Origin of the sequence: Micromonospora sp. GCM10011542 (assembly GCF_042650685.1) — a bacterium.
Classification (GTDB): Bacteria; Actinomycetota; Actinomycetes; order Mycobacteriales; family Micromonosporaceae; genus Micromonospora.
This window is the reverse complement of sequence record NZ_JBHSBO010000021.1, coordinates 53,541-73,558: the sequence shown is the minus strand read 5'-3', so window position 1 is coordinate 73,558 and position 20,018 is coordinate 53,541. Positions and strand designations below refer to the sequence as shown.

The following is a 20,018-nucleotide window of genomic DNA, read 5'->3' as shown; positions in this document are numbered from 1 at the left end:
TGACCCGCGGACCGCACCACCGACGAAGGGCCGGCCCCCACCACGGGGGCCGGCCCTTCGTCGTGTCAGTGAGACCCGCCGTCGGTGAGGACGGTCAGGATCTGCTCGCCGTACTTGGCGAGCTTGTTCTCGCCGACGCCGCTGACCCGGGACAGCTCGGTCAGCGACGTGGGCGCGTCGGTGGCGATCTGCCGCAGCGTGGCGTCGTGGAAGATCACGTACGCCGGGACGCCCTGCTCCTTGGCGGTCGCCGCGCGCCAGGCCCGCAGCCGCTCGAAGACCGGCGCGGCGGCCGGCGACAGCTCCGCGGTGACGGTCGCCGCGCCGCGGGGCTTGGCGGACCGGCCGGTCGCCGGCCGCTCCGGCTCGCGGCGCAGCAGCACCGTCCGGCGTCGGCCGAGCACCTCGGCGCTGGTCTCGGTGAGGGCGAGCGTGCCGTAGTCGCCCTCGACCGCGAGCAGGCCCTCGGCCAGCAGTTGCCGGACCACGCCGCGCCACTCGGCCTCGCGCAGCTCGCCGCCGATGCCGAAGACGCTTAGCGAGTCGTGGTTGAACTGGGTGACCTTGTCGGTGGTGCGGCCGAGCAGGATGTCGATGCAGTGCCCGGCGCCGAAGCGCTGGTGGCGCTCGCGATCGAGCCGGTAGACCGTGGAGAGCAGCTTCTGCGCGGCGATGGTGCCGTCCCAGGATTCCGGCGGGCTCAGGCAGGTGTCGCAGTTGCCGCAGTCGGCGCCGCCCGGCTCACCGAAGTATTCGAGCAGTTGGGCCCGGCGGCAGCGGATCGTCTCGCAGAGCGCGAGCATCGCGTCCAGGTGGGTGGCGAGATTGCGGCGGTGCGCCGCGTCACCGTCGGACGTCTCGATCATCTTGCGCTGCTGGACGACGTCCTGCAGCCCGTACGCCAGCCAGGCGGTGGACGGCAGCCCGTCCCGGCCGGCGCGGCCGGTCTCCTGGTAGTAGCCCTCGACCGACTTGGGCAGGTCGAGGTGGGCGACGAAGCGGACATCCGGTTTGTCGATGCCCATCCCGAAGGCGATGGTGGCCACCATCACCAGGCCGTCCTCGCGCAGGAAGCGCTGCTGGTTGTGGGCGCGGGTCGAAGCGTCCAGGCCGGCGTGGTACGGCAGTGCGGCGATGCCGTTGGCGGTGAGGAACTCCGCCGTCTTGTCCACCGAGGCCCGGGACAGGCAGTAGACGATCCCGGCGTCGCCGGGGTGCTCGTCGCGCAGCAGGGCCAGCAGCTGCTTGCGCGGCTCCCGCTTGGGCACGATCCGGTACTGGATGTTGGGCCGGTCGAAGCTGGCCACGAAGTGCCGGGCGTCGTCGAGCTTGAGCCGGGTGGCGATCTCGGTGCGGGTGGCGCTGGTCGCGGTGGCGGTCAGGGCGATGCGGGGCACCTGCGGCCACCGCTCGTGCAGCATCGACAGGGCGAGGTAGTCGGGGCGGAAATCGTGCCCCCACTGGGACACGCAGTGCGCCTCGTCGATCGCGAACAGCCCGATCCGGCCCCGGTCGAGCAGAGCCAGGGTGGAGCGGACGCCGAGCGCCTCCGGGGCCAGGTAGAGCAGGTCGAGTTCGCCGGCGAGGAAGGCCGCCTCGACCCGGCGCCGGGCGCTGAGATCCTGCGTCGAGTTGAGGAAACCGGCGCGTACGCCGACCGCGGTCAGCGCGTCGACCTGGTCCTGCATGAGGGCGATCAGGGGTGACACGACCACCGCCACGCCGTCGCGGACCAGGGCGGGGATCTGGTAGCACAGCGACTTGCCGCCACCGGTCGGCATCAGCACCAGCGCGTCGCCGCCGTCGACGACGTGGTCGATCACCTCCCGCTGGAAGCCGCGGAAGGCGTCGTAGCCGAACACCCGGCGCAGCACGCCCAGCGCGTCCTCGGTACGCAGGTCGGTGGGGGAAACCATTCGCGGAGTCTACGAGCCCACCCCGACAGCGTCCGCCCGGCGCACCCGAGGGGCGGGCACGCCGGGCGGACGGCACGGTCAGCCGGGCTGGCTGGACCGGTTGGCCAGACCGCGCGGCGGGGCCTTCATCCCCACCACGATGTCGACGATCTCGATGTAGCGGGCCTTGCTGCCCATCCGGAACGCGGTGGCCGCCGCGTTGATCTCCTCGAGGGTGTCGGCCTCGACCATGGTGACCTGGTCGTACCTGCCGTTGACGCCGGTGCAGACCACGTGGGTGAGCTCGTCGTGCATTGCACCCTCCCCATATCCGTCTTGAGCTGCGGCGATTACGTAAAGTGTATTGACGCTTACTGATCGTCATCAAGGGGTGGTGGCTGTCGGGAGGCCGACCGGCGGCGTCCGGCGGCGGGCGTGTCCGGCCGGACGCCGGGCGGCGGGATAGAGTCGCTGATTGACCATTCGCGGCCGAGGGCGGCCGCGGCGCCACGGCTTGGGGGTACGGGTGAGCGAGGGGCGCACAGCCGGGGACCGGATCGACAGCGCGGCGGACGCCGTCGCGCCGACGGCGGAGTCGGAGACCACGCTCGTGGTGGTCACCGGGCTCTCCGGCGGCGGTCGCAGCACGGTGGCCCGGGCGTTGGAGAACGTCGGCTACTACGTGGTGGACAACCTGCCGCAGGCGCTGATGCTCGATATGGCCGAGCTGGCGTTCAAGGCCGGCGGGGCGGCCCGGCGTACCGCGATGGTGCTGGACGTGCGGTCCCGCGCCTTCTCCACGGACCTGGCTGGGGCGATCCGGGAGCTCAAGGAACGCGGCTTCTCGCCCCGGGTAGTCTTCGTCGACGCCGACGACGAGGTGCTGATCCGGCGGTTCGAGAGCGTCCGGCGCTCGCACCCGTTGCAGGGCGAGGGGCGGCTCGCCGACGGCATCGCCGTCGAGCGCGGGCTGCTGGAGGAGGCCCGCGACCAGGCCGACGTGATCATCGACACCAGCCACCTGAACGTCAACCAGCTGCGCCGGCGCATCGAGGAGCTGTTCGGCGGCGAGGACGCCCGCCGGTTGCGGGTCACCGTGCTGTCGTTCGGTTTCAAGTACGGCCTGCCGCCGGACGCCGACTTCGTGCTGGACGCCCGGTTCCTGCCGAATCCGTACTGGGTGCCGGAGCTGCGCGAGCACACCGGGCGGGAGGAGGCGGTCAGCGCGTACGTGCTGGGCCAGGAGGGCGCCGACGCCTTCGTGGCCTCGTACGCCGACCTGGTCAACGCCACCACCGCCGGGTTCGAGCGGGAGGGCAAGCGCTACCTGACGGTGGCGGTCGGCTGCACCGGGGGCAAGCACCGCAGCGTGGCGATCGCCGAGGAACTGGCCGACCGGCTGCGCCAGTCGGACCTGGCGGCCAACGCCCAGCACCGCGACCTGGGGCGGGAATGACGCCCCGCCGGGTGGTGGCGTTCGGCGGTGGGCACGGCCTCTCCGCCTCGCTGCGCGCGTTGCGCCACTGCGCTCCCGAGGTGGACCTGGACATCACGGCGGTGGTCACCGTCGGCGACGACGGCGGCTCCAGCGGCCGGCTGCGCGCCGAGCGCGGCGGCCTGCCCCCGGGCGACCTGCGGCAGGCCCTGGTCGCGTTGGCCGGCGACCACCCGGCCACCCGGCGCAGCGCCGGGCTGTTCCAGCACCGCTTCGCGGCGGCGCCGGCCGTGGCCGGGCCCGTTGCGGCCGGACCGGACCAGGCCCTGGCCGAGGCCGCCGCCGGAACGGTGTCGGCCCTGGTGGAGGCGACCGGCGGAACGGGACCGGCCCGAAGCGGTGGCGGATCGGCGGCCCGGGGTGACGGGCTGGCCGGGCACGCGGTTGGCAACCTGGTGCTCTGCGGGCTGATGGAGCTGCTCGGCGACCCGGTCGACGCGTTGGAACACGCCGGCGCGATGCTCGGCACGGTGGGCCGGGTGCTGCCGATGTCCCGCCAGCCGGTGGGCATCGAGGCGCGGGTGCGCGGCGTCGACCCGGCGGCGCCCGACGAGGTACGGACCGTGCGGGGCCAGCACCAGGTGGCGGTGACCACCGGGCGGGTGGAGTCGCTGCGGCTGACCCCGGCCGCCCCGGCGGCCTGCGCCGAGGCTCTCGACGCGATCGGCGCGGCCGACTGGTTGATCTTCGGGCCGGGCAGCTGGTACACCAGCGTGCTGCCGCACCTGCTGGTCCCGCAGCTGGCCGACGCGATCGTGTCCAGCCCGGCCCGGCGGCTGGTCACCCTCAACCTCGCCGCGGAGAAGGAGACCCTCGGGCTCTCCGTCGCCGACCACCTCGCGGCGCTGCGCTGGTACCTGCCCGAGCTCAAGGTCGATCTTGTGCTGGCGGACGCCAGGGCGGTGGGTGACCCCGAACCGGTCGAACGTGCGGCAGAATCGCTGGGTGCCCGGCTGGTCCTCGCCCCCGTCGCCGTCGTCGACGGCACTCCCCGCCATGATCCGGCCGCCCTGGGCGCCGCCCTGGTGCCTCTCCTGGGCGCCGATCGTTAGACACGTACGTAATCTCCGGCGACACGCCGGAACCGGTCCGTGAGGGGACGCACAATGGCGATGACGGCTGCGGTCAAGGACGAGCTGAGTCGGGTCGACGTGCCCAAGCCCTGCTGCCGGCGGGCGGAGATGGCCGCGCTGCTGCGCTTCGCCGGCGGGCTGCACATCGTCTCCGGCCGTGTGGTGGTGGAGGCCGAGCTGGACACCGGCTCGGTGGCGCGGCGGCTGCGCCGGGAGATCGCCGAGGTCTACGGCTACCCCAGCGAGATCCACGTGCTGGCGTCCGGCGGGCTGCGCAAGGGCAGCCACTTCATCGTCCGGGTGGTCAAGGACGGCGAGGCCCTCGCCCGGCAGACCGGCCTGCTGGACGTCCGCGGCCGGCCGGTTCGCGGTCTGCCGCCGCACGTGGTCGCGGCGAACGTCTGCTGCGCGGTCTCCGCCTGGCGGGGCGCGTTCATGGCGCACGGCTCGCTCACCGAGCCCGGCCGCTCCAGCGCCCTGGAGATCACCTGTCCGGGGCCGGAGTCCGCGCTGGCCCTGGTGGGCGCGGCCCGCCGGATCGGCATCACCGCCAAGAACCGCGAGGTGCGCGGGGTGGACCGGGTGGTGGTCAAAGACGGCGACGCGATCGCCGCGCTGCTCACCCGCATCGGCGCGCACTCGAGCGTGCTGGCGTGGGAGGAGCGCCGGGTACGCCGGGAGGTGCGGGCCACCGCGAACCGACTGGCCAACTTCGACGACGCCAACCTGCGCCGCTCGGCGCGGGCCGCGGTGGCCGCCGCCGCCCGGGTGACCCGGGCCCTGGAGATCCTCGCCGAGGAGGCCCCCAACCACCTCACCGACGCCGGGCGGCTGCGCCTGGAGCACCGGCAGGCGTCGCTGGAGGAGCTGGGCGCGCTGGCCGACCCGCCGCTGACCAAGGACGCCATCGCGGGGCGGATCCGCCGGTTGCTGGCGCTCGCCGACAAGCGGGCCCGGGACCTCGGCATCCCGGATACCGAAGCGGCCGTCACGCCCGACATGCTCGTGGTCTGATAGGACGGTGGGGCCGCACGGTGCGCCCGGGGAGCACCCGGCGCAGCGTGGCGCCGCACGCTCGGATAGGGTCGCTGCGTACGGCAAGGGGGCCGGTACAGGCACTCCTCGTCGTGCCACCGCCTCGGGCGGTCAGGTCCCCAGGACCGCGGCGGGGTGGCCGAGATGAACCGTCAACGGCCGGCTCCAACGGTCGGCGCACACCACTCCGCCGGCCCGTTGTCTGACGCCGGCGGACCAGAACGCGAGGAGATGGGACCTGTGACCATCCGGGTTGGCATCAACGGCTTCGGCCGGATCGGCCGTAACTTCTTCCGGGCAGTGCTGGCGTCCGGCGCCGACGTCGAGGTCGTGGCGGTGAACGACCTCACCGACAACGCCACGCTCGCCCACCTGCTCAAGTACGACAGCATCCTGGGCCGGCTCCCGCACGAGGTCAAGGCCACCGCCGACGAGATCACCGTCGGTGGCAAGACCATCAAGGCGTACGCGGAGAAGGACCCGGCCAAGCTGCCGTGGGGCGAGGTCGGCGCCGACGTCGTCATCGAGTCGACCGGCTTCTTCACCGACGCCACCAAGGCCAAGGCGCACGTCGACGGCGGGGCCAAGAAGGTCATCATCTCCGCCCCGGCGAAGAACGAGGACGTCACCGTCGTCATGGGCGTCAACCACGACACCTACGACCCGGCGAAGCACACCATCATCTCCAACGCTTCGTGCACCACCAACTGCCTCGCCCCGATGGCGAAGGTCCTGCACGACACGTTCGGCATCCAGCACGGTCTGATGACCACGATCCACGCGTACACCCAGGACCAGAACCTGCAGGACGCGCCGCACAAGGACCTGCGCCGGGCCCGGGCCGCCGCGCTGAACATCGTGCCGACCTCGACCGGCGCCGCGAAGGCCATCGGCCTGGTCCTGCCGGACCTGAAGGGCAAGCTCGACGGGTACGCGCTGCGGGTGCCGATCCCGACCGGCTCGGTCACCGACCTCACCGTCAACGTCGGTCGCGAGACCACGGTGGACGAGGTCAACGCCGCGCTGAAGGCCGCCGCGGACGGCCCGCTCAAGGGCATCCTGGTCTACAACGAGGACCCGATCGTCTCCACCGACATCGTCACCGACCCGGCGTCGTGCATCTTCGACGCCCCGCTGACCAAGGTGGTCGGCAACCAGGTCAAGGTCGTCGGCTGGTACGACAACGAGTGGGGCTACTCCAACCGCCTGGTCGACCTGGTCAAGCTGGTGGGTTCGTCGCTGTGAGCATCCGGACCCTCGACGACCTGCTCGCCGAGGGGGTGTCGGGTCGGCGCGTGCTCGTGCGCGCCGACCTGAACGTCCCGCTCGACAAGCAGACCGGCGCCATCACGGATGACGGCCGCATCCGCGCGGTCCTGCCCACCGTCGGCGCGCTGGTGGAGGCCGGCGCCAAGGTGGTCGTCTGCTCGCACCTGGGCCGTCCCAAGGGCACACCGGACCCGCAGTTCAGCCTCCGCCCGGTCGCCGGGCGGCTCGGTGAGCTGCTCGGCGCGCCGGTGCACTTCGCCGAGGACACCGTCGGCGACTCCGCCCGGTCCACCGTGGCCGGTCTGGCCGACGGCCAGGTCGCACTGCTGGAGAACCTGCGCTTCAACGCCGGTGAGACCAGCAAGGACGACGCCGAGCGGGGCGCCTTCGCCGACCAGCTCGCCGCCTTCGGCGACGCGTACGTCGACGACGCGTTCGGCGCGGTGCACCGCAAGCACGCCAGCGTGTACGACGTACCGGCCCGGCTGCCGCACGTCGCGGGCCGGCTGGTGCTGCGCGAGGTGGAGGTGCTCTCCCGGCTGACCGGCCAGCCCGAGCGGCCGTACGTGGTGGTGCTGGGCGGGTCCAAGGTCTCCGACAAGCTCGCCGTGATCGAGGCGCTGCTGCCCACGGTCGACCGGCTGCTCATCGGCGGCGGGATGTGCTTCACCTTCCTCAAGGCCCAGGGCCTGGAGGTGGGCACCTCGCTGCTGGAGAAGGACATGGTCGAGACCTGCTGCAACCTGATCGAGCGGTCCGGCGGCAAGATCATGCTCCCGGTCGACGTCGTGGCCGCGGACGCCTTCGCCCCGGACGCCACGCACGACACGGTCCGCGTCGACGGCATCCCGAGCCACCGGGTCGGCCTGGACATCGGCCCGGAGACGGTGGCCGGCTTCGCCGCCGCGCTGTCCCAGGCGAAGACGATCTTCTGGAACGGCCCGATGGGCGTTTTCGAGATGGCGGCGTTCGCCAACGGCACCCGGGGGGTCGCCGAGGCGATCACCAAGGCCGACGCGTTCAGCGTGGTCGGCGGCGGTGACTCGGCCGCGGCGGTCCGTGCCCTCGGGCTGGACGAGTCGTCGTTCGGGCACATCTCGACCGGCGGCGGCGCCTCCCTGGAATACCTGGAGGGCAAGACCCTCCCCGGCATCGCGGCCCTGGAGAACTGAATGGCGAGCACCACCCGCCGGCCGTTGATGGCCGGCAACTGGAAGATGAACCTGAACCACCTCGAGGCCAACCTGCTGGTGCAGAAGCTCGCCGCGAGCCTCACCGAGAAGCAGCTCACCGAGGTGGAGACGGTCGTGCTGCCGCCCTTCACCGACCTGCGTACGGTGCAGACCGCGGTGGACGGCGACAAGCTGCTGATCGGCTACGGCGCGCAGGACCTCTCTCCGCACGCCTCCGGCGCGTACACCGGTGACATCTCCGGCCCGATGCTGGCCAAGCTGGGCTGCACCTACGTGCTGGTGGGGCACTCGGAGCGGCGGGCGTACCACCACGAGCACGACGGCGTGGTCAACGCCAAGGTCACGGCGGCGCTGACGCACGGCCTGACCCCGATCCTCTGCGTGGGGGAGGGGCTCGACGTCCGCGAGCAGGGCGGCCACGTGGCGCACTGCTCGGACCAGCTCGACGGTGCCCTGCACGGGCTGACCGCCGAGCAGGTGCGCAAGGTCGTCATCGCCTACGAGCCGGTCTGGGCGATCGGCACCGGCAAGACGGCCACCCCGGAGGACGCCCAGGAGGTGTGCACGGCAGTCCGGAAGCGGGTGGCGAACCGCTTCGACCAGGACACCGCCGACCAGGTCCGAATCCTCTACGGCGGCTCGGTGAAGGCCGCCAACATCGCCTCGATCATGGGCAAGCCGGACGTGGACGGGGCGCTGGTGGGCGGCGCGAGCCTGGACGCGGAGGAGTTCGCGCAGATCTGCAGGTTCCCGGAGCACATCGCCCGCTGATCGCTCGCTATCCTTGACTCCGCCCGTCCGCCGGTCGGTGCCACCGTGCCCGATCTGACCGGGCGAGGATCGCTACGAGAGGACTGACCCCAGCCATGCCGATCTGGTTCGCATACACGTTGATCGTGTTGCTGGTTATCACGAGCATCCTGCTCACCATGCTGATCCTGCTGCACCGAGGCAAGGGCGGCGGTCTGTCGAGCATGTTCGGCGGTGGCGTCAGCTCCAGCCTTGCCGGCTCCTCGGTGGCGGAGAAGAACCTCGACCGCTACACCGTGCTGGTGGGTGTGGTCTGGTTCGCCTGCATCGTCGGGTTGGGGCTCTGGCTCCGCCTCCAGCTCAACAGCGGTGCCTGAGCCAGCCCGTCTGGTCGTACAATCTGCGCGCGGTCCGTCACTCGACGGGCCGCGCGCAGGTCTTTTTCCGCTGCACCGCGCTGCCCACCGCGTATCCCCTCCGTGGCGGGTCCCTCCGACGACAGGAGCGAGCAGCCGTGCCGAGTGGCAACGTCATCCGCGGCGCCCGGATCGGGTCCGCACCGGACCGCCCGCCGGAGCGGCACCGACCGGCCCCGCGTCGGGAGGTCACCTACTGGTGCCGCAACGACCATCGGACCAGCATCCTCCTCGCCGAGGAGGCCCCCGAACCACCGCTGTGGGACTGCCCGCGCTGCGGGCTGCCCGCCGGCCGGGACGAGCAGAACCCGCCGGGCCACACCCGCGCCGAGCCCTACAAGAGCCACCTGGCGTACGTGAAGGAGCGGCGTACCCCCGAGGAGGGTGCGGCGCTGCTGGCGGAGGCGCTCGACGCGCTGCGCCGCCGCCGCGGCGACGAATGAAAGGAAGGGCCCCTTGTTAACGCCAGGGCGTTAACAAGGGGCCCTTCCTTTCACCTCAGCGCAGGCTGCGCAGCCGCGCCGGCACGTCGGCCGCCGCCGCCCGGTCCAGCAGCCAGAGGGTACGACCGACACCCTGCACGCCGGCGGCCGGCAACTGCACCGGCCCCGCCCCGGCCAGCGCCATGCCCACCGCACGGGCCTTGTCGGCCCCGCCGGCCACCAGCCAGACCTCCTCGGCCGTGTTGATCGCGGGCAGGGTGAGCGTGGTACGCACCGGCGGCGGCTTCGGGCTGCCCCGCACGGCGCTGACGGGTCGGCTCTCGTAGTGCACGGGATGCTCCGGGAAGACCGAGGCGACGTGCCCGTCCTCACCCACACCGAGCATCAGGACGTCGAAGTGGGGGAGCGCGGCGTGCCCGGGCCGGGCGGCGCGGGCCAGTTCCTCGGCGTACCCGGCGGCGGCCGCCTCCGGGTCGTTGCCGGCCGGGCCGTCGGAGGCCGGCATCGGGTGCACCCGGGCCGGGTCCAGCGGCACCACGTCCAGCAGGGCGGCGCGGGCCTGGGTCTCGTTGCGCTCCGGGTCGCCGGCGGGTAGGAACCGCTCGTCGCCCCACCACACGTCGACCCGGGACCAGTCGACCGCGTCCCGGGCCGGCAGTTGCGCCACCGCCCGGTAGACGGCCGCGGCGATCCGTCCGCCGGTGAGCACGACCGACGCCTGACCCCGATCGGCCTGGGCGTCGAGCAGCTTCACGACCAGCCGGGCCGCCACGGCCTGCGCCAGCAGATCGGCGTCGGCGTGGACGGCGACACTCGCCTCACTCATCGGTTGTGCCTTCGTTTCCCGACCGCTCGGCGGTCGCTGTCGCGTCGTACCGGGGCCGGTGCGCCCGGATGTCCCGGTGGCCCCGGGGTGCGGGGCTCGGCTGCCTGCCGGGCCCCGCGCCCCCGGTTCCCGGGTTCAGTGCTCGCCGCTCGTGCCGGCGTGGGCGGTGACCCCGGCCTCGGCCCGCTGGGCGGTCGCCGGGTCCTTCCACACGTGCACCCGCTGGGCGGGCCGCTCCTCCAGGCCGGTCAGACCGGCCGTGGCGCCCAGCGCCTCCGCGTACACCTGGTCGGCGTCGAGGCGGCGCAGTTCCTCGGCCAGCTCGTCACCGAGCGGCCGGCGGACCAGCGGCAGGGTCCGGTCGTCCTGGCCGGTACGCCGGAACACGGCCATGCTGTCCTCGCGGGTCAGCGTCAGCTCGTCGCCGTTGGCGCAGCGCAGCTGCACCTCCCGCATCCGGGGGAACTCGTCGGTCTCCACCCGGCGTGGCGTGATGCCGAGGCGGCTGGACAGCCAGCCGGCCATCAGCGCCGCCGTCGGGTCGCGCCGCGGGGCCACGATCGTCGCGTCGGTGACCCGGGCCTCGGTGGTGTCGAACGCCCCGGCGACCAGGGTCCGCCACGGGGTGATCCGGGTCCAGGCCAGGTCGGTGTCGCCCGGTGCGTAGTCGCGGGCCCGCTGCCGCAGCGCCTCGATCGGATCGGCGGCCTGAGCGGCGTCGGTGATCCGCCGGTCGGCGACCACCCCGAGGAAGTCGGTGGCGATCTCGGCCGGCGGCTCGCCGTGCCACCACGTCACTACCGGCACGTCCGGGACCAGCAACGGCATCACCACCGACTCGGCGTGCAGGGCCAGCCGCCCGTACATCCGGGTGACCACCGCCTCGCCCGGCCCGAGCCGGCCGCCGACCACGATCTCCGCGTCCAGCCGGTTGCGGTCCCGCTCGATCTCGGAGCGGACCACCACCACCAGCCGGCACGGGTGGGCGGCGGCGGCGATGGTCGCCGCCGCCTCCGCCTCGCGGACCCGCTTCTCGTCCACCACCACGATGAGGGTGAGCGCCATGCCGCTGGCCACCCCACCGGCGCTGCGACGCTCCGCGGCCAGTGCCTTGACCACCTCGTTGCCGGTGGTGTCCCACAGCCCGATCATGCTCTTCTCCAAGCGCGGCCCTCGCGGGCCAGCATCTCGTCGGCGGCCCGCGGCCCCCACTCGCCGGCGCGGTACGGCTCCGGCGTGGTGCCCGCCCAGGCGTGCTCCAGCGGGTCGACCACCTGCCAGCTCTGCTCGACCTCCGCCGCGTCCGGGAAGAGCGTGCGGTCGCCGATCAGCACGTCCAGCACCAGCCGCTCGTACGCCTCCGGGCTGGACTCGGTGAACGCCTCGCCGTACTGGAAGTCCATCGCGATGTCGCGGACCTCCATGGTCGTGCCGGGCACCTTGGAGCCGAACTTGAGCACCACGCCCTCGTCCGGCTGCACCCGGATGACCAGCTGGTTGTTGCCCAGCGACTCCATGTCGGCGGCGTTGAACGGCAGGTGCGGCGCCTTCTTGAACATGATGGCCACCTCGGTGACCCGCCGGGGCAGCCGCTTGCCGGCCCGGATGTAGAACGGCACCTCGGCCCAGCGGCGGTTCTGGATGCCCAGCCGTACCGCCACGTACGTCTCGGTGGTCGAGTCCGCCGGGACGCCCTCCTCCTCCCGGTAGCCGAGGGCGCGCTCGCCGCCGACCCAGCCCGGCAGGTACTGGCCGCGGACGGTGTCCCGGGCCACGTCCTTGGGCAGGGTGATGGCCTTGAGCACCTTCAGCTTCTCGGTCCGGATCTCGTCGGCGTCGAAGCTGGTCGGCTCCTCCATCGCCACCAGGGCGAGGAGCTGGAGCAGGTGGTTCTGCAGCACGTCACGGGCGGTGCCGACGGTGTCGTAGAAGCCGGCGCGGGTGCCGATGCCGACGTCCTCGGCCATGGTGATCTGCACCGAGTCGACGTACTTGGAGTTCCACAGCGGCTCGAACAGGTTGTTGGCGAACCGCAGGGCGAGGATGTTCTGGACCGTCTCCTTGCCCAGGTAGTGGTCGATCCGGAACACGTCCTCGCGGGTGAAGACGTCGTCGACCAGGTCGTTGAGCGCCTTCGCCGAGGGCAGGTCGTTGCCGAACGGCTTCTCCACCACCACCCGGCGCCAGCCGCCGGACTTCTCGTTGTCGGCCATGCCGGTGCGGGCCAACTGCTTGAGCACCACCGGGAACGCCGCCGGAGGGATGGAGAAGTAGAAGGCGGCGTTGCTGGCGATGCCGTGGGTCTGGCGCAGCTCGTCGAGGGTCGTGGCGAGCTGGTCGAAGGCGGCGTCGTCGTCGAACGAGCCGCCGACGAACTTGATGTTGCCGGCCAGCCGTGCCCACACCTCGTCCCGCCACGGGGTCCGGGCGTGCTTGCGGGCCGCCTCGCAGGCCAGCGTCTCGAAGTCGCCGTCACCCCAGTCGCGGCGAGCGAAGCCGAGGACCACGAAACCCGGCGGCAGCAGCCCCCGGTTGGCCAGGTCGTACACCGCCGGCAGCAGCTTCTTGCGGGCCAGGTCGCCGGTCACGCCGAAGATCACCAGAGCGCACGGCTCGGGGATCCTCGGCAGCCGGCGGTCCTGCGGGTCGCGCAGGGGGTTCGTCGAGCCACCTTCGGTTCGCGACTGCTCGGCTCGCAAACCCGGCTCACTCCTCGCGCTCACGGTGCCCCCTCGCTTCCGCTTCTGTCACGTCGTCCATCCTCACGCCCGCAGCTCACCGGCCGCATCGAGTAGCTGGGCCACGCCGGCCGCCCGGTCGGTCAGGTGCAGCCGCAGCACTGGCCGTTGCCGGCCGGCGAGGGCCTGCCGGTCGCCGGCGGCCTGCGCCGCCTGCAGCTCACCGAAGGTGTACGGCTTGCCCGGGACCGGCAGGTCGTCGGCGACCGCACCGGTGAGCTGGAGGTACCTGCCGACCTGCGGGCCGCCCTTGTGGTACTGGCCGGTGGAGTGCAGGAACCGCGGCCCCCAGCCGAAGGTGACCGGCCGGCCGCTCGCGGCCAGCAGCGGCCGCAGCCGGGCCGCGTCCGCGTCGGCGAACCGGTCCAGGTACGCCATGACCGCGAGGTACCCGTCGTCGCCGAGCCCGTCGAGCAGCCAGCGCAGCACGCCGGCCAGATCGCCGGGGGCGCCCTGCGGTGCGTACACCTCGATCGCGCCCTCGGTGAACGACGGCGTCTCCGCCGGCAGGCCCGAGGCCAGGATCTTGTTGGTGTTCTCCTTGGACTCGGTCACGTTCGGCTGGTTGAACGGGTCGATGCCGAGCACCACGCCGGCGACGGCGGTGGCGTACTCCCAGGCGAGGAACTGCGCGCCGAGCGGGCCGTTGACCGCCACGTCCGCGTCGGTCCCGCCGCCGGGCCGGTCGCCCGGTGCGAGCGCGCCGCCGTAGGTGACGGTCAGCACGTCCGGCCCGGTGGCGCCCGGGCTCTGCGGCGACTCCACGACCACCGGCAGGATGCCCACCCCGGCCTTGCCGGTCGACTCGGCGATCAGCTGCTCGGCCCAGTCGCCGAGCCCGTCGATGCCGGTGCCGTCGGAGACCAGCGCGACCTTGTCGCGGCCGGCGGTGGCGGCGGCGCCGAGCGCCGCGCCGAGCGCCAGGGCCGGGTTGTCCCGGTCCCCGCCCAGCGTGGCGGCCAGCGCGTCGGCTTGGTCGAGCAGTTCGGACACCTCGACGCCGGCCAGTGCCGAGGGCACCAGCCCGAACGCGGTCAGCGCCGAGTACCGCCCGCCCACGTTCGGGTCGGCGAGCACGGTGAACGCGCCCATCTCGGTCGCGGTCGCCTCCAGCGGCGAGCCCGGGTCGGTGACGATGACGAAGTGCCGGCCGGCCTCCGCCTCGGTCATCCCGGCATCCAGGAACGCCTGCCGGTACGCGCGGCGGTGGCTGTCGGTCTCCACCGTCGAACCGGACTTGCTCGCCACCACCACGACGGTGCGCTCCAGCCGGTCGCCCAGGGCCGCCCGGACCTGGCCGGGATCGGTGGTGTCCAGCACGGTCAGCGGCCGGCCCAGCGTCCGGGTGATCACCTCGGGGGCCAGCGAGGAGCCGCCCATGCCGGCGAGCACCACGTGGTCCAGGTCGGCCAGCTCGGCCTTCAGCTCGGCCAGCTGCTCCAGCAGCTCCCGGCTGCGGCGGTGGGTGTCCACCCAGCCCAGCCGGACCTTCGCCTCGGCCTCGGCGTCCGGGCCCCACAGCCCCGGGTCCTTGGCCGCCAGCTTCGCCGGGACGCCGGCGGAGACCAGCGCGTCCCGGGTCGAGGCGGGCGCGGCCTTGTCGACCGCGTCCGCGCCGTACACGGACAAACCGGCCGCGGCCTCCACCGGCCCGGCCTGAAGCTCGCTCATGCGTTGCCTCCAGCCTGCTCGGCGGCCTTCGCGTTGCCCTTGGCGGCCTTGTTCGGGGAGCCGGTGCCGGCGCCCGCCGCGTCCAGCGACTTGCGGACCCCGTCGAGCAGCTCGCGCCAGCTCGTCTCGAACTTCTCCACGCCCTCGCGCTCGAGGGTGGCGATCACGTCGGCCATGTCGACCCCGACCGACGCCAGGTCGGTGAAGACCTTCCGCGCCGCGTCGTAGGCGCCGGTGATGGTGTCGCCGCGGGTCTCGCCGTGGTCGGCGTACGCGTGGATGACCGACTCCGGCATGGTGTTGACCGTGCCGGGAGCGATCAACTCCTCGACGTAGATGACGTCCCGGTAGTCCGGGTTCTTCGTCGACGTGGAGGCCCACAGCGGCCGCTGCGGGTGCGCCCCGGCGTCGGCGAGCGCCTGCCAGCGGTCGGAGGAGAACACCTCGCCGTAGCGTTCGTACGCGAGCTGCGCGTTGGCGACGGCGGCCTTGCCGCGCAGCGCCTTGGCCTCGTCCGAGCCGATCTTGTCCAGCCGCTTGTCGACCTCGGAGTCGACCCGGGAGACGAAGAACGACGCCACCGAACCGATGGTCGACAGGTCGTGGCCGTTCGCCTTGGCCTGCTCCAGGCCGGCCAGGAAGGCGTCCATGACCGCCGAGTAGCGGTCCAGCCCGAAGATCAGCGTGACGTTGACGCTGATCCCCTCGGCGAGGGTGGCGGTGATGGCCGGCAGGCCGGCCTCGGTGGCCGGGATCTTGATGAAGAGGTTGGGCCGGTCGACCAGCCACCACAGCGCCTTGGCCTCGGCGACCGTCTTGTCCGTCTCGTGCGCCAGGCGCGGGTCCACCTCGATGGAGACCCGGCCGTCGACGCCAGCGCTCTTGTCGTACGACGGGCGCATCACGTCGCAGGCCCACCGTACGTCGTACGTGGTGAGCATCCGCACGGCCTCTTCTACGTCCACCCCACGCATGGCGAGGTCACGCAGCTGCCAGTTGTACTCGTCGGCGTCGCTCAGCGCCTTGGCGAAGATGGTCGGGTTGGTGGTGACCCCGGCCACGTGCTTTTCCCGGCGCAGCTGGTCCAGCCCGCCGGAGCTCAGCCGTACCCGGGAAAGATCGTCGAGCCAGACCGCCACACCCGCGGCGGTGAGCTCGCTCAGCTTGTCCGTCATGTCGTCCACGCTCCCCTCAGTTGCCGGTCGTGAAACCGGTGATGTCGCCCACCCGGGCCAGCGAGGCGTGCGCCGCCGCGACGATCCGGTCGGGGGTGAACCCGAACTGCTCGAAGAGCACGGTGTGCGGGGCGCTCGCCCCGTAGTGCTCCAGGCTCACGCTCTCGCCCAGATCACCGACGACGCCGCGCCAGGACATGCCGATGCCCGCCTCGACGCTCACCCGTGCCTTTACCCCGCGTGGCAGGACCGACTCCCGGTAGGCCTCGTCCTGGTCGTAGAACCACTCCTGGCAGGGCATCGAGACGACCCGGGTGGGGGTGCCGTCGGCCTCCAGCCGCTCCCGGGCGGTCAGGCAGAGCTGCACCTCGGAGCCGGTGCCGACCAGGATCACCTGGGGCTTGCCGTTGGAGGCCTCGGCCAGCACGTAGCCGCCCTTGGCCACACCCTCCACGCCGCCCAGCACGTTCCGGTCCAGGGTCGGCAGCGCCTGGCGGCTCAGCGCCAGCGCGGTCGGCCGGTCGGTGTGCTCCAGCGCCTGCCGCCACGCCCACGCGGTCTCGTTGGCGTCGGCGGGGCGGACCACGCTCAGGCCCGGGATGGCGCGCAGCGCGGTCAGGTGCTCCACCGGCTGGTGCGTCGGGCCGTCCTCGCCCAGGCCGATCGAGTCGTGCGTCCAGACGTAGGTCACCGGCAGCTTCATCAGCGCGGCGAGTCGCACCGACGGGCGCATGTAGTCGCTGAACACCAGGAAGGTGCCGCCGTAGGGCCGGGTGCCGCCGTGCAGGACGATGCCGTTGAGGATCGCGCCCATGGCGTGCTCACGGATGCCGAAGTGCAGCGTGCGGCCGTACTCGTGGCCCGGGAAGTCCTTGGTGGCGTGGGAGGCCGGAATGAAGGACGGCTCGCCCTTCATGGTGGTGTTGTTGCTCTCGGCCAGGTCGGCCGAGCCGCCCCACAGCTCCGGCAGCACCGGCGCGAGCGCCTCGAGGACCTTGCCCGAGGCGGCCCGGGTGGCGATGCCCTTGGCGTCGGCGGGGAAGGTGGGCAGGGCCTCGGCCCAACCCTCAGGCAGCACCCGCTTGGCGATCCGCTCGTAGAGGGCCGCGCGCTCCGGGTTGGCGGACTTCCAGCCGTCGAACGCGGTGGTCCACTTCTGCTGGGCGTCGGCGCCGCGAGCCATCACCGTCCGGGCGTGGGCCAGCACCTCCTCGTCGACGTCGAAGCTCTTCTCCGGGTCGAAGCCGAGGATCTGCTTGGTGGCCTTCACCTCGTCGGCGCCGAGCGCCGAGCCGTGGATCTTGCCGGTGTTCTGCTTGTTGGGCGCGGGCCAGCCGATGATGGTGCGCAGCGCGATGAAGGAGGGGCGTGCGGTCTCCGCCTTGGCGGCCAGCAGCGCCTGGTACAGCGCCTCGGCGTCCTCGTGGTAGTCGGCCTGGTCGGCGTCACCACGGCGCCAGTCGACGGTCTGCACGTGCCAGCCGTACGCCTCGTAGCGGGCCGCCACGTCCTCGCTCTTGGCGATCCGGGTGTCGTCCTCGATCGAGATCTCGTTGTCGTCGTAGATCACCGTGAGGTTGCCCAGCTGCTGGTGCCCGGCGAGCGAGCTGACCTCGTGGCTGATCCCCTCCTCGATGTCGCCGTCCGACGCGATGCACCAGATGTCGTGGTCGAAGACCGAGGCGCCCGCCTCGGCCTCCGGGTCGAACAGGCCGCGCTCGCGGCGGGCCGCCATCGCCATGCCGACCGCGTTGCCCAGGCCCTGCCCGAGCGGGCCGGTGGTGGTCTCCACGCCCGGCGTGTGCCCGTGCTCCGGGTGGCCCGGGGTGAGCGAGCCCCACTGCCGCAGCGACTGCAGGTCGCTCAGGCTCATCGGGTAGCCGGAGAGGTAGAGCTGGATGTAGAGGGTCAGGCTGGAGTGCCCGGCGGACAGCACGAACCGGTCGCGGCCGGGCCAGTTCGGGTCGGCTGGGTTGTGCCGCATGACCCGGTTGAAGAGGAGGTACGCCGCGGGCGCCAGGCTCATGGCGGTGCCCGGGTGGCCGTTGCCGGATTTCTCGACGGCATCCATGGCCAGCACGCGGACGGTGTCGACGGCCCGGCGATCGAGGTCGGACCAGTTGAGTGCGGAGTGCTCGGGTCGGTTGGCAGCCACGATGGTTGTGCTCCTCGGCAGATGGGCGGAACCCTCACTGATGACCCTATAGAGCGTGACTAAACGTCCGCCCAGGGATCTCTGCATGGTGTGCGCTACGCGACCACCCGGATGCCCGTTTCAACCCGGTGGTGTGACGGCCCGCACCGTTGTCGGGTCGGCCGGGCAGCCAAAACGACGACGCGTAGTGTGTGGGTCGGTATGCGGACCCCGAACGGGCTTCGCCGAACCGATCTCCCCGTGCCGATGCCGGAAGGTGGCAATCCGTGAGCATGATCACCGAGCGCCCCGTGAGCAACCCCGCCGGGCAGCCCCCGGCGCGGGCGGCCGAGGGTCCGGCGGCCCGGCGGGACCTGCGGGCGGTGCTCTCGGCGTACGTGGCGCTGACCAAGCCGCGCATCGTGGAGCTGCTGCTGGTCACCACCATCCCGACGATGATGCTGGCCGAGGGTGGCCTGCCGTCGCTGTGGCTGATGGCCGTGGTGCTCGTCGGCGGCTCGCTCGCCGCAGGCGCGGCCAGCGTGATCAACTGCTACATCGACCGGGACATCGACCAGTTGATGCGGCGCACCAAGCGCCGCCCGCTGCCGGCGCACACCGTCTCGCCGCGCAACGCCCTGGTCTTCGGGCTGGTGCTGGCGGCGGTCTCGGTCGTCCTGCTGGCGGTCTTCACCAACCTGCTGGCCGCCGGGCTCACCCTCGCCGCGATCGTCTACTACGACGTCGTCTACACGCTGTGGCTCAAGCGCACCACCCCGGCGAACACCTTCTGGGGTGGGGCCTGCGGGGCGGCGCCGGTGCTGATCGGCTGGGCCGCGGTGACCGGCTCGCTGGCCCCGGCGGCCTGGGGCCTGTTCGCGGTGGTCTTCTTCTGGCAGATGCCGCACTTCTACCCGCTGGCCATGAAGTACAAGGACGACTACGCGCGGGCCAGCATCCCGATGTTGCCGGTGGTGGCCTCCGTCCGCCGGGTCAACGCGGAGATCCTGATCTTCGCTTGGCTCACGGTGCTCACCTCGCTGGCGGTCTGGCCGCTGGGCCTGAGCGCCATCTACGGCGTGCCGACCCTGGTGGTGGGCGCCATCTTCCTGGTCGAGGCGCACCGGCTGTGTGGGCGGGCGACCCGGGGCGAGGCGGTCAAGCCGATGCGGTTGTTCCACTGGTCGACGACGTACCTGACCATCCTCTTCGTGGCCGTCGCGGTCGACGCGCTGCTCTGACGGGCCCCCACACCGGTCGCCGCACGGGGCGCTACCGGCGTCGTAGCCGCGTCCGGCCGGTGGGGCTGCCGGGACAAATCACCATGATGGATAGACTGTACGGGTTTAACGTCACATCAGAGAAACTTTCGTCCTGAGTCGGACCGGCTCAACCTGTGCCGGATGCGGGCGGTTCGCCGGGAGCTTTCCGACCGATAAGTCCGGATAAAACCGGGCATACAACTTGTGGTCTTCCTTAAACCTCCAGGTAATTGGCATCACAAAAGGTTCATGGTTCTCGCCCGCCCGGGTGCAAGTCTGCTTAGGCTTCGCGTCATGGCAGATGGTTCCGATACGACGCTGACGGCCGATCAGACCGCCGCGGAGCAGACCCCCAACGGTCTGGTCGCGGGCCTCAAGTCGTTCGCCGCCGGACACGGCGGGGCGAAGGCGGTCATCGAGTACGTCGGCAAGCGTGGCGCGCGGATCGTCCTCGTGGGGGAGGACGGCGCGTGGGGCGACCAGTTCGCGGACGACACCGTCGTCGCGCGGCAGGCTTGCGCCAAGGCGGGAGTCACCGTCGAGAACGCCTGGGAGCGTGAACTGATGGACCAGATGCGTCCGAGCAACGACCTGTGGCGGTCGATGGCCCGGCGCACGATGGCCCGTTGAGATAGACAGCTGA

At 72.1% G+C, this 20,018-nt stretch carries 18 protein-coding genes; 10 read left to right on the top strand and 8 right to left on the bottom strand.

Going from position 1 to position 20,018, the window contains the following annotated elements:
• Positions 1-65: 65 nt before the first annotated feature.
• On the bottom strand, positions 66-1,916 hold the full coding sequence (recQ, locus tag ACFOW4_RS07185) for a DNA helicase RecQ (protein WP_377525614.1): 1,851 nt from the start codon (positions 1,914-1,916) through the stop codon (positions 66-68).
• 78 nt (positions 1,917-1,994) lie between these two features.
• Positions 1,995-2,210: a hypothetical protein gene (locus tag ACFOW4_RS07180; protein ID WP_377525613.1), complete on the bottom strand. Its 216-nt coding sequence runs from the start codon at positions 2,208-2,210 to the stop codon at positions 1,995-1,997.
• Positions 2,211-2,451: 241 nt separating this feature from the next.
• On the opposite strand from ACFOW4_RS07180, the gene rapZ reads away from it, so the two are divergent.
• The 8 genes from rapZ to ACFOW4_RS07140 all read left to right on the top strand — a co-directional run bounded on the left by rapZ (position 2,452) and on the right by ACFOW4_RS07140 (position 9,569).
• A complete protein-coding gene (rapZ, locus tag ACFOW4_RS07175) occupies positions 2,452-3,351 on the top strand; it encodes an RNase adapter RapZ (protein WP_377525623.1) in 900 nt (299 codons plus the stop codon).
• Positions 3,348-4,442, top strand: coding sequence for a 2-phospho-L-lactate transferase CofD family protein (locus tag ACFOW4_RS07170; protein WP_377525611.1), 1,095 nt, complete (start codon positions 3,348-3,350; stop codon positions 4,440-4,442). Before rapZ ends, ACFOW4_RS07170 begins: the two co-directional genes overlap by 4 nt.
• Before the next feature lie 54 nt (positions 4,443-4,496).
• The gene (gene whiA / locus ACFOW4_RS07165; RefSeq protein ID WP_377525610.1) at positions 4,497-5,477 is read left to right on the top strand and encodes a DNA-binding protein WhiA; all 981 of its coding nucleotides are present in this window, start codon (positions 4,497-4,499) and stop codon (positions 5,475-5,477) included.
• 261 nt (positions 5,478-5,738) lie between these two features.
• Positions 5,739-6,743, top strand: coding sequence for a type I glyceraldehyde-3-phosphate dehydrogenase (gene gap, locus ACFOW4_RS07160; protein WP_377525608.1), 1,005 nt, complete (start codon positions 5,739-5,741; stop codon positions 6,741-6,743).
• On the top strand, positions 6,740-7,939 hold the full coding sequence (locus tag ACFOW4_RS07155) for a phosphoglycerate kinase (RefSeq protein WP_377525606.1): 1,200 nt from the start codon (positions 6,740-6,742) through the stop codon (positions 7,937-7,939). Before gap ends, ACFOW4_RS07155 begins: the two co-directional genes overlap by 4 nt.
• A complete protein-coding gene (gene tpiA / locus ACFOW4_RS07150; RefSeq protein WP_377525604.1) occupies positions 7,940-8,731 on the top strand; it encodes a triose-phosphate isomerase in 792 nt (263 codons plus the stop codon). It abuts the gene before it with no gap.
• A gap of 95 nt (positions 8,732-8,826) precedes the next feature.
• Entirely contained in the window at positions 8,827-9,087 is a 261-nt protein-coding gene (gene secG / locus ACFOW4_RS07145; protein ID WP_377525602.1) for a preprotein translocase subunit SecG, read from the top strand.
• Positions 9,088-9,224: 137 nt separating this feature from the next.
• Positions 9,225-9,569, top strand: a complete 345-nt coding sequence (locus ACFOW4_RS07140) for an RNA polymerase-binding protein RbpA (RefSeq protein ID WP_377525600.1) — start codon at positions 9,225-9,227, stop codon at positions 9,567-9,569.
• Positions 9,570-9,624: 55 nt separating this feature from the next.
• Here the strand turns inward: ACFOW4_RS07140 and pgl are convergent, their stop codons facing one another.
• From pgl to tkt, 6 genes are all read right to left on the bottom strand, one after another.
• Positions 9,625-10,395, bottom strand: coding sequence for a 6-phosphogluconolactonase (gene pgl / locus ACFOW4_RS07135; protein ID WP_377525599.1), 771 nt, complete (start codon positions 10,393-10,395; stop codon positions 9,625-9,627).
• Positions 10,396-10,530: 135 nt separating this feature from the next.
• Positions 10,531-11,547, bottom strand: a complete 1,017-nt coding sequence (locus ACFOW4_RS07130) for a glucose-6-phosphate dehydrogenase assembly protein OpcA (RefSeq protein ID WP_377525597.1) — start codon at positions 11,545-11,547, stop codon at positions 10,531-10,533.
• Entirely contained in the window at positions 11,544-13,094 is a 1,551-nt protein-coding gene (gene zwf / locus ACFOW4_RS07125) for a glucose-6-phosphate dehydrogenase (RefSeq protein WP_377525622.1), read from the bottom strand. Before zwf ends, ACFOW4_RS07130 begins: the two co-directional genes overlap by 4 nt.
• Before the next feature lie 63 nt (positions 13,095-13,157).
• The gene (locus ACFOW4_RS07120) at positions 13,158-14,804 is read right to left on the bottom strand and encodes a glucose-6-phosphate isomerase (protein WP_377525596.1); all 1,647 of its coding nucleotides are present in this window, start codon (positions 14,802-14,804) and stop codon (positions 13,158-13,160) included.
• Entirely contained in the window at positions 14,801-15,979 is a 1,179-nt protein-coding gene (tal, locus tag ACFOW4_RS07115; RefSeq protein ID WP_377525594.1) for a transaldolase, read from the bottom strand. Before tal ends, ACFOW4_RS07120 begins: the two co-directional genes overlap by 4 nt.
• A gap of 16 nt (positions 15,980-15,995) precedes the next feature.
• Complete coding sequence (gene tkt / locus ACFOW4_RS07110; protein ID WP_377525593.1) at positions 15,996-18,134, bottom strand: transketolase; 2,139 nt, start codon at positions 18,132-18,134, stop codon at positions 15,996-15,998.
• A 266-nt stretch (positions 18,135-18,400) separates the two neighbouring features.
• Between tkt and ACFOW4_RS07105 the strand changes: the two genes are divergently transcribed.
• Positions 18,401-19,354 carry a heme o synthase gene (locus tag ACFOW4_RS07105; protein ID WP_377525591.1) on the top strand — a complete coding sequence of 318 codons (954 nt, stop codon included), beginning with the start codon at positions 18,401-18,403 and terminating at the stop codon, positions 19,352-19,354.
• A 315-nt stretch (positions 19,355-19,669) separates the two neighbouring features.
• Positions 19,670-20,005 (top strand): hypothetical protein, encoded by a 336-nt coding sequence (locus ACFOW4_RS07100; RefSeq protein WP_377525590.1) that lies wholly within the window; start codon positions 19,670-19,672, stop codon positions 20,003-20,005.
• The last annotated feature ends 13 nt before the right edge of the window (positions 20,006-20,018 follow it).

Excerpts from the sequence above, each read along its gene's own strand:
- tpiA (WP_377525604.1), top strand. The coding sequence starts at position 7,940 with ATGGCGAGCACCACCCGCCGGCCGTTGATGGCCGGCAACTGGAAGATG.
- whiA (WP_377525610.1), top strand. The coding sequence starts at position 4,497 with ATGGCGATGACGGCTGCGGTCAAGGACGAGCTGAGTCGGGTCGACGTG.
- ACFOW4_RS07100 (WP_377525590.1), top strand. The coding sequence starts at position 19,670 with ATGGCAGATGGTTCCGATACGACGCTGACGGCCGATCAGACCGCCGCG.
- ACFOW4_RS07130 (WP_377525597.1), bottom strand. The coding sequence starts at position 11,547 with ATGATCGGGCTGTGGGACACCACCGGCAACGAGGTGGTCAAGGCACTG.
- ACFOW4_RS07120 (WP_377525596.1), bottom strand. The coding sequence starts at position 14,804 with ATGAGCGAGCTTCAGGCCGGGCCGGTGGAGGCCGCGGCCGGTTTGTCC.
- ACFOW4_RS07180 (WP_377525613.1), bottom strand. The coding sequence starts at position 2,210 with ATGCACGACGAGCTCACCCACGTGGTCTGCACCGGCGTCAACGGCAGG.
- tal (WP_377525594.1), bottom strand. The coding sequence starts at position 15,979 with ATGACGGACAAGCTGAGCGAGCTCACCGCCGCGGGTGTGGCGGTCTGG.
- secG (WP_377525602.1), top strand. The coding sequence starts at position 8,827 with ATGCCGATCTGGTTCGCATACACGTTGATCGTGTTGCTGGTTATCACG.
- pgl (WP_377525599.1), bottom strand. The coding sequence starts at position 10,395 with ATGAGTGAGGCGAGTGTCGCCGTCCACGCCGACGCCGATCTGCTGGCG.
- ACFOW4_RS07170 (WP_377525611.1), top strand. The coding sequence starts at position 3,348 with ATGACGCCCCGCCGGGTGGTGGCGTTCGGCGGTGGGCACGGCCTCTCC.
- recQ (WP_377525614.1), bottom strand. The coding sequence starts at position 1,916 with ATGGTTTCCCCCACCGACCTGCGTACCGAGGACGCGCTGGGCGTGCTG.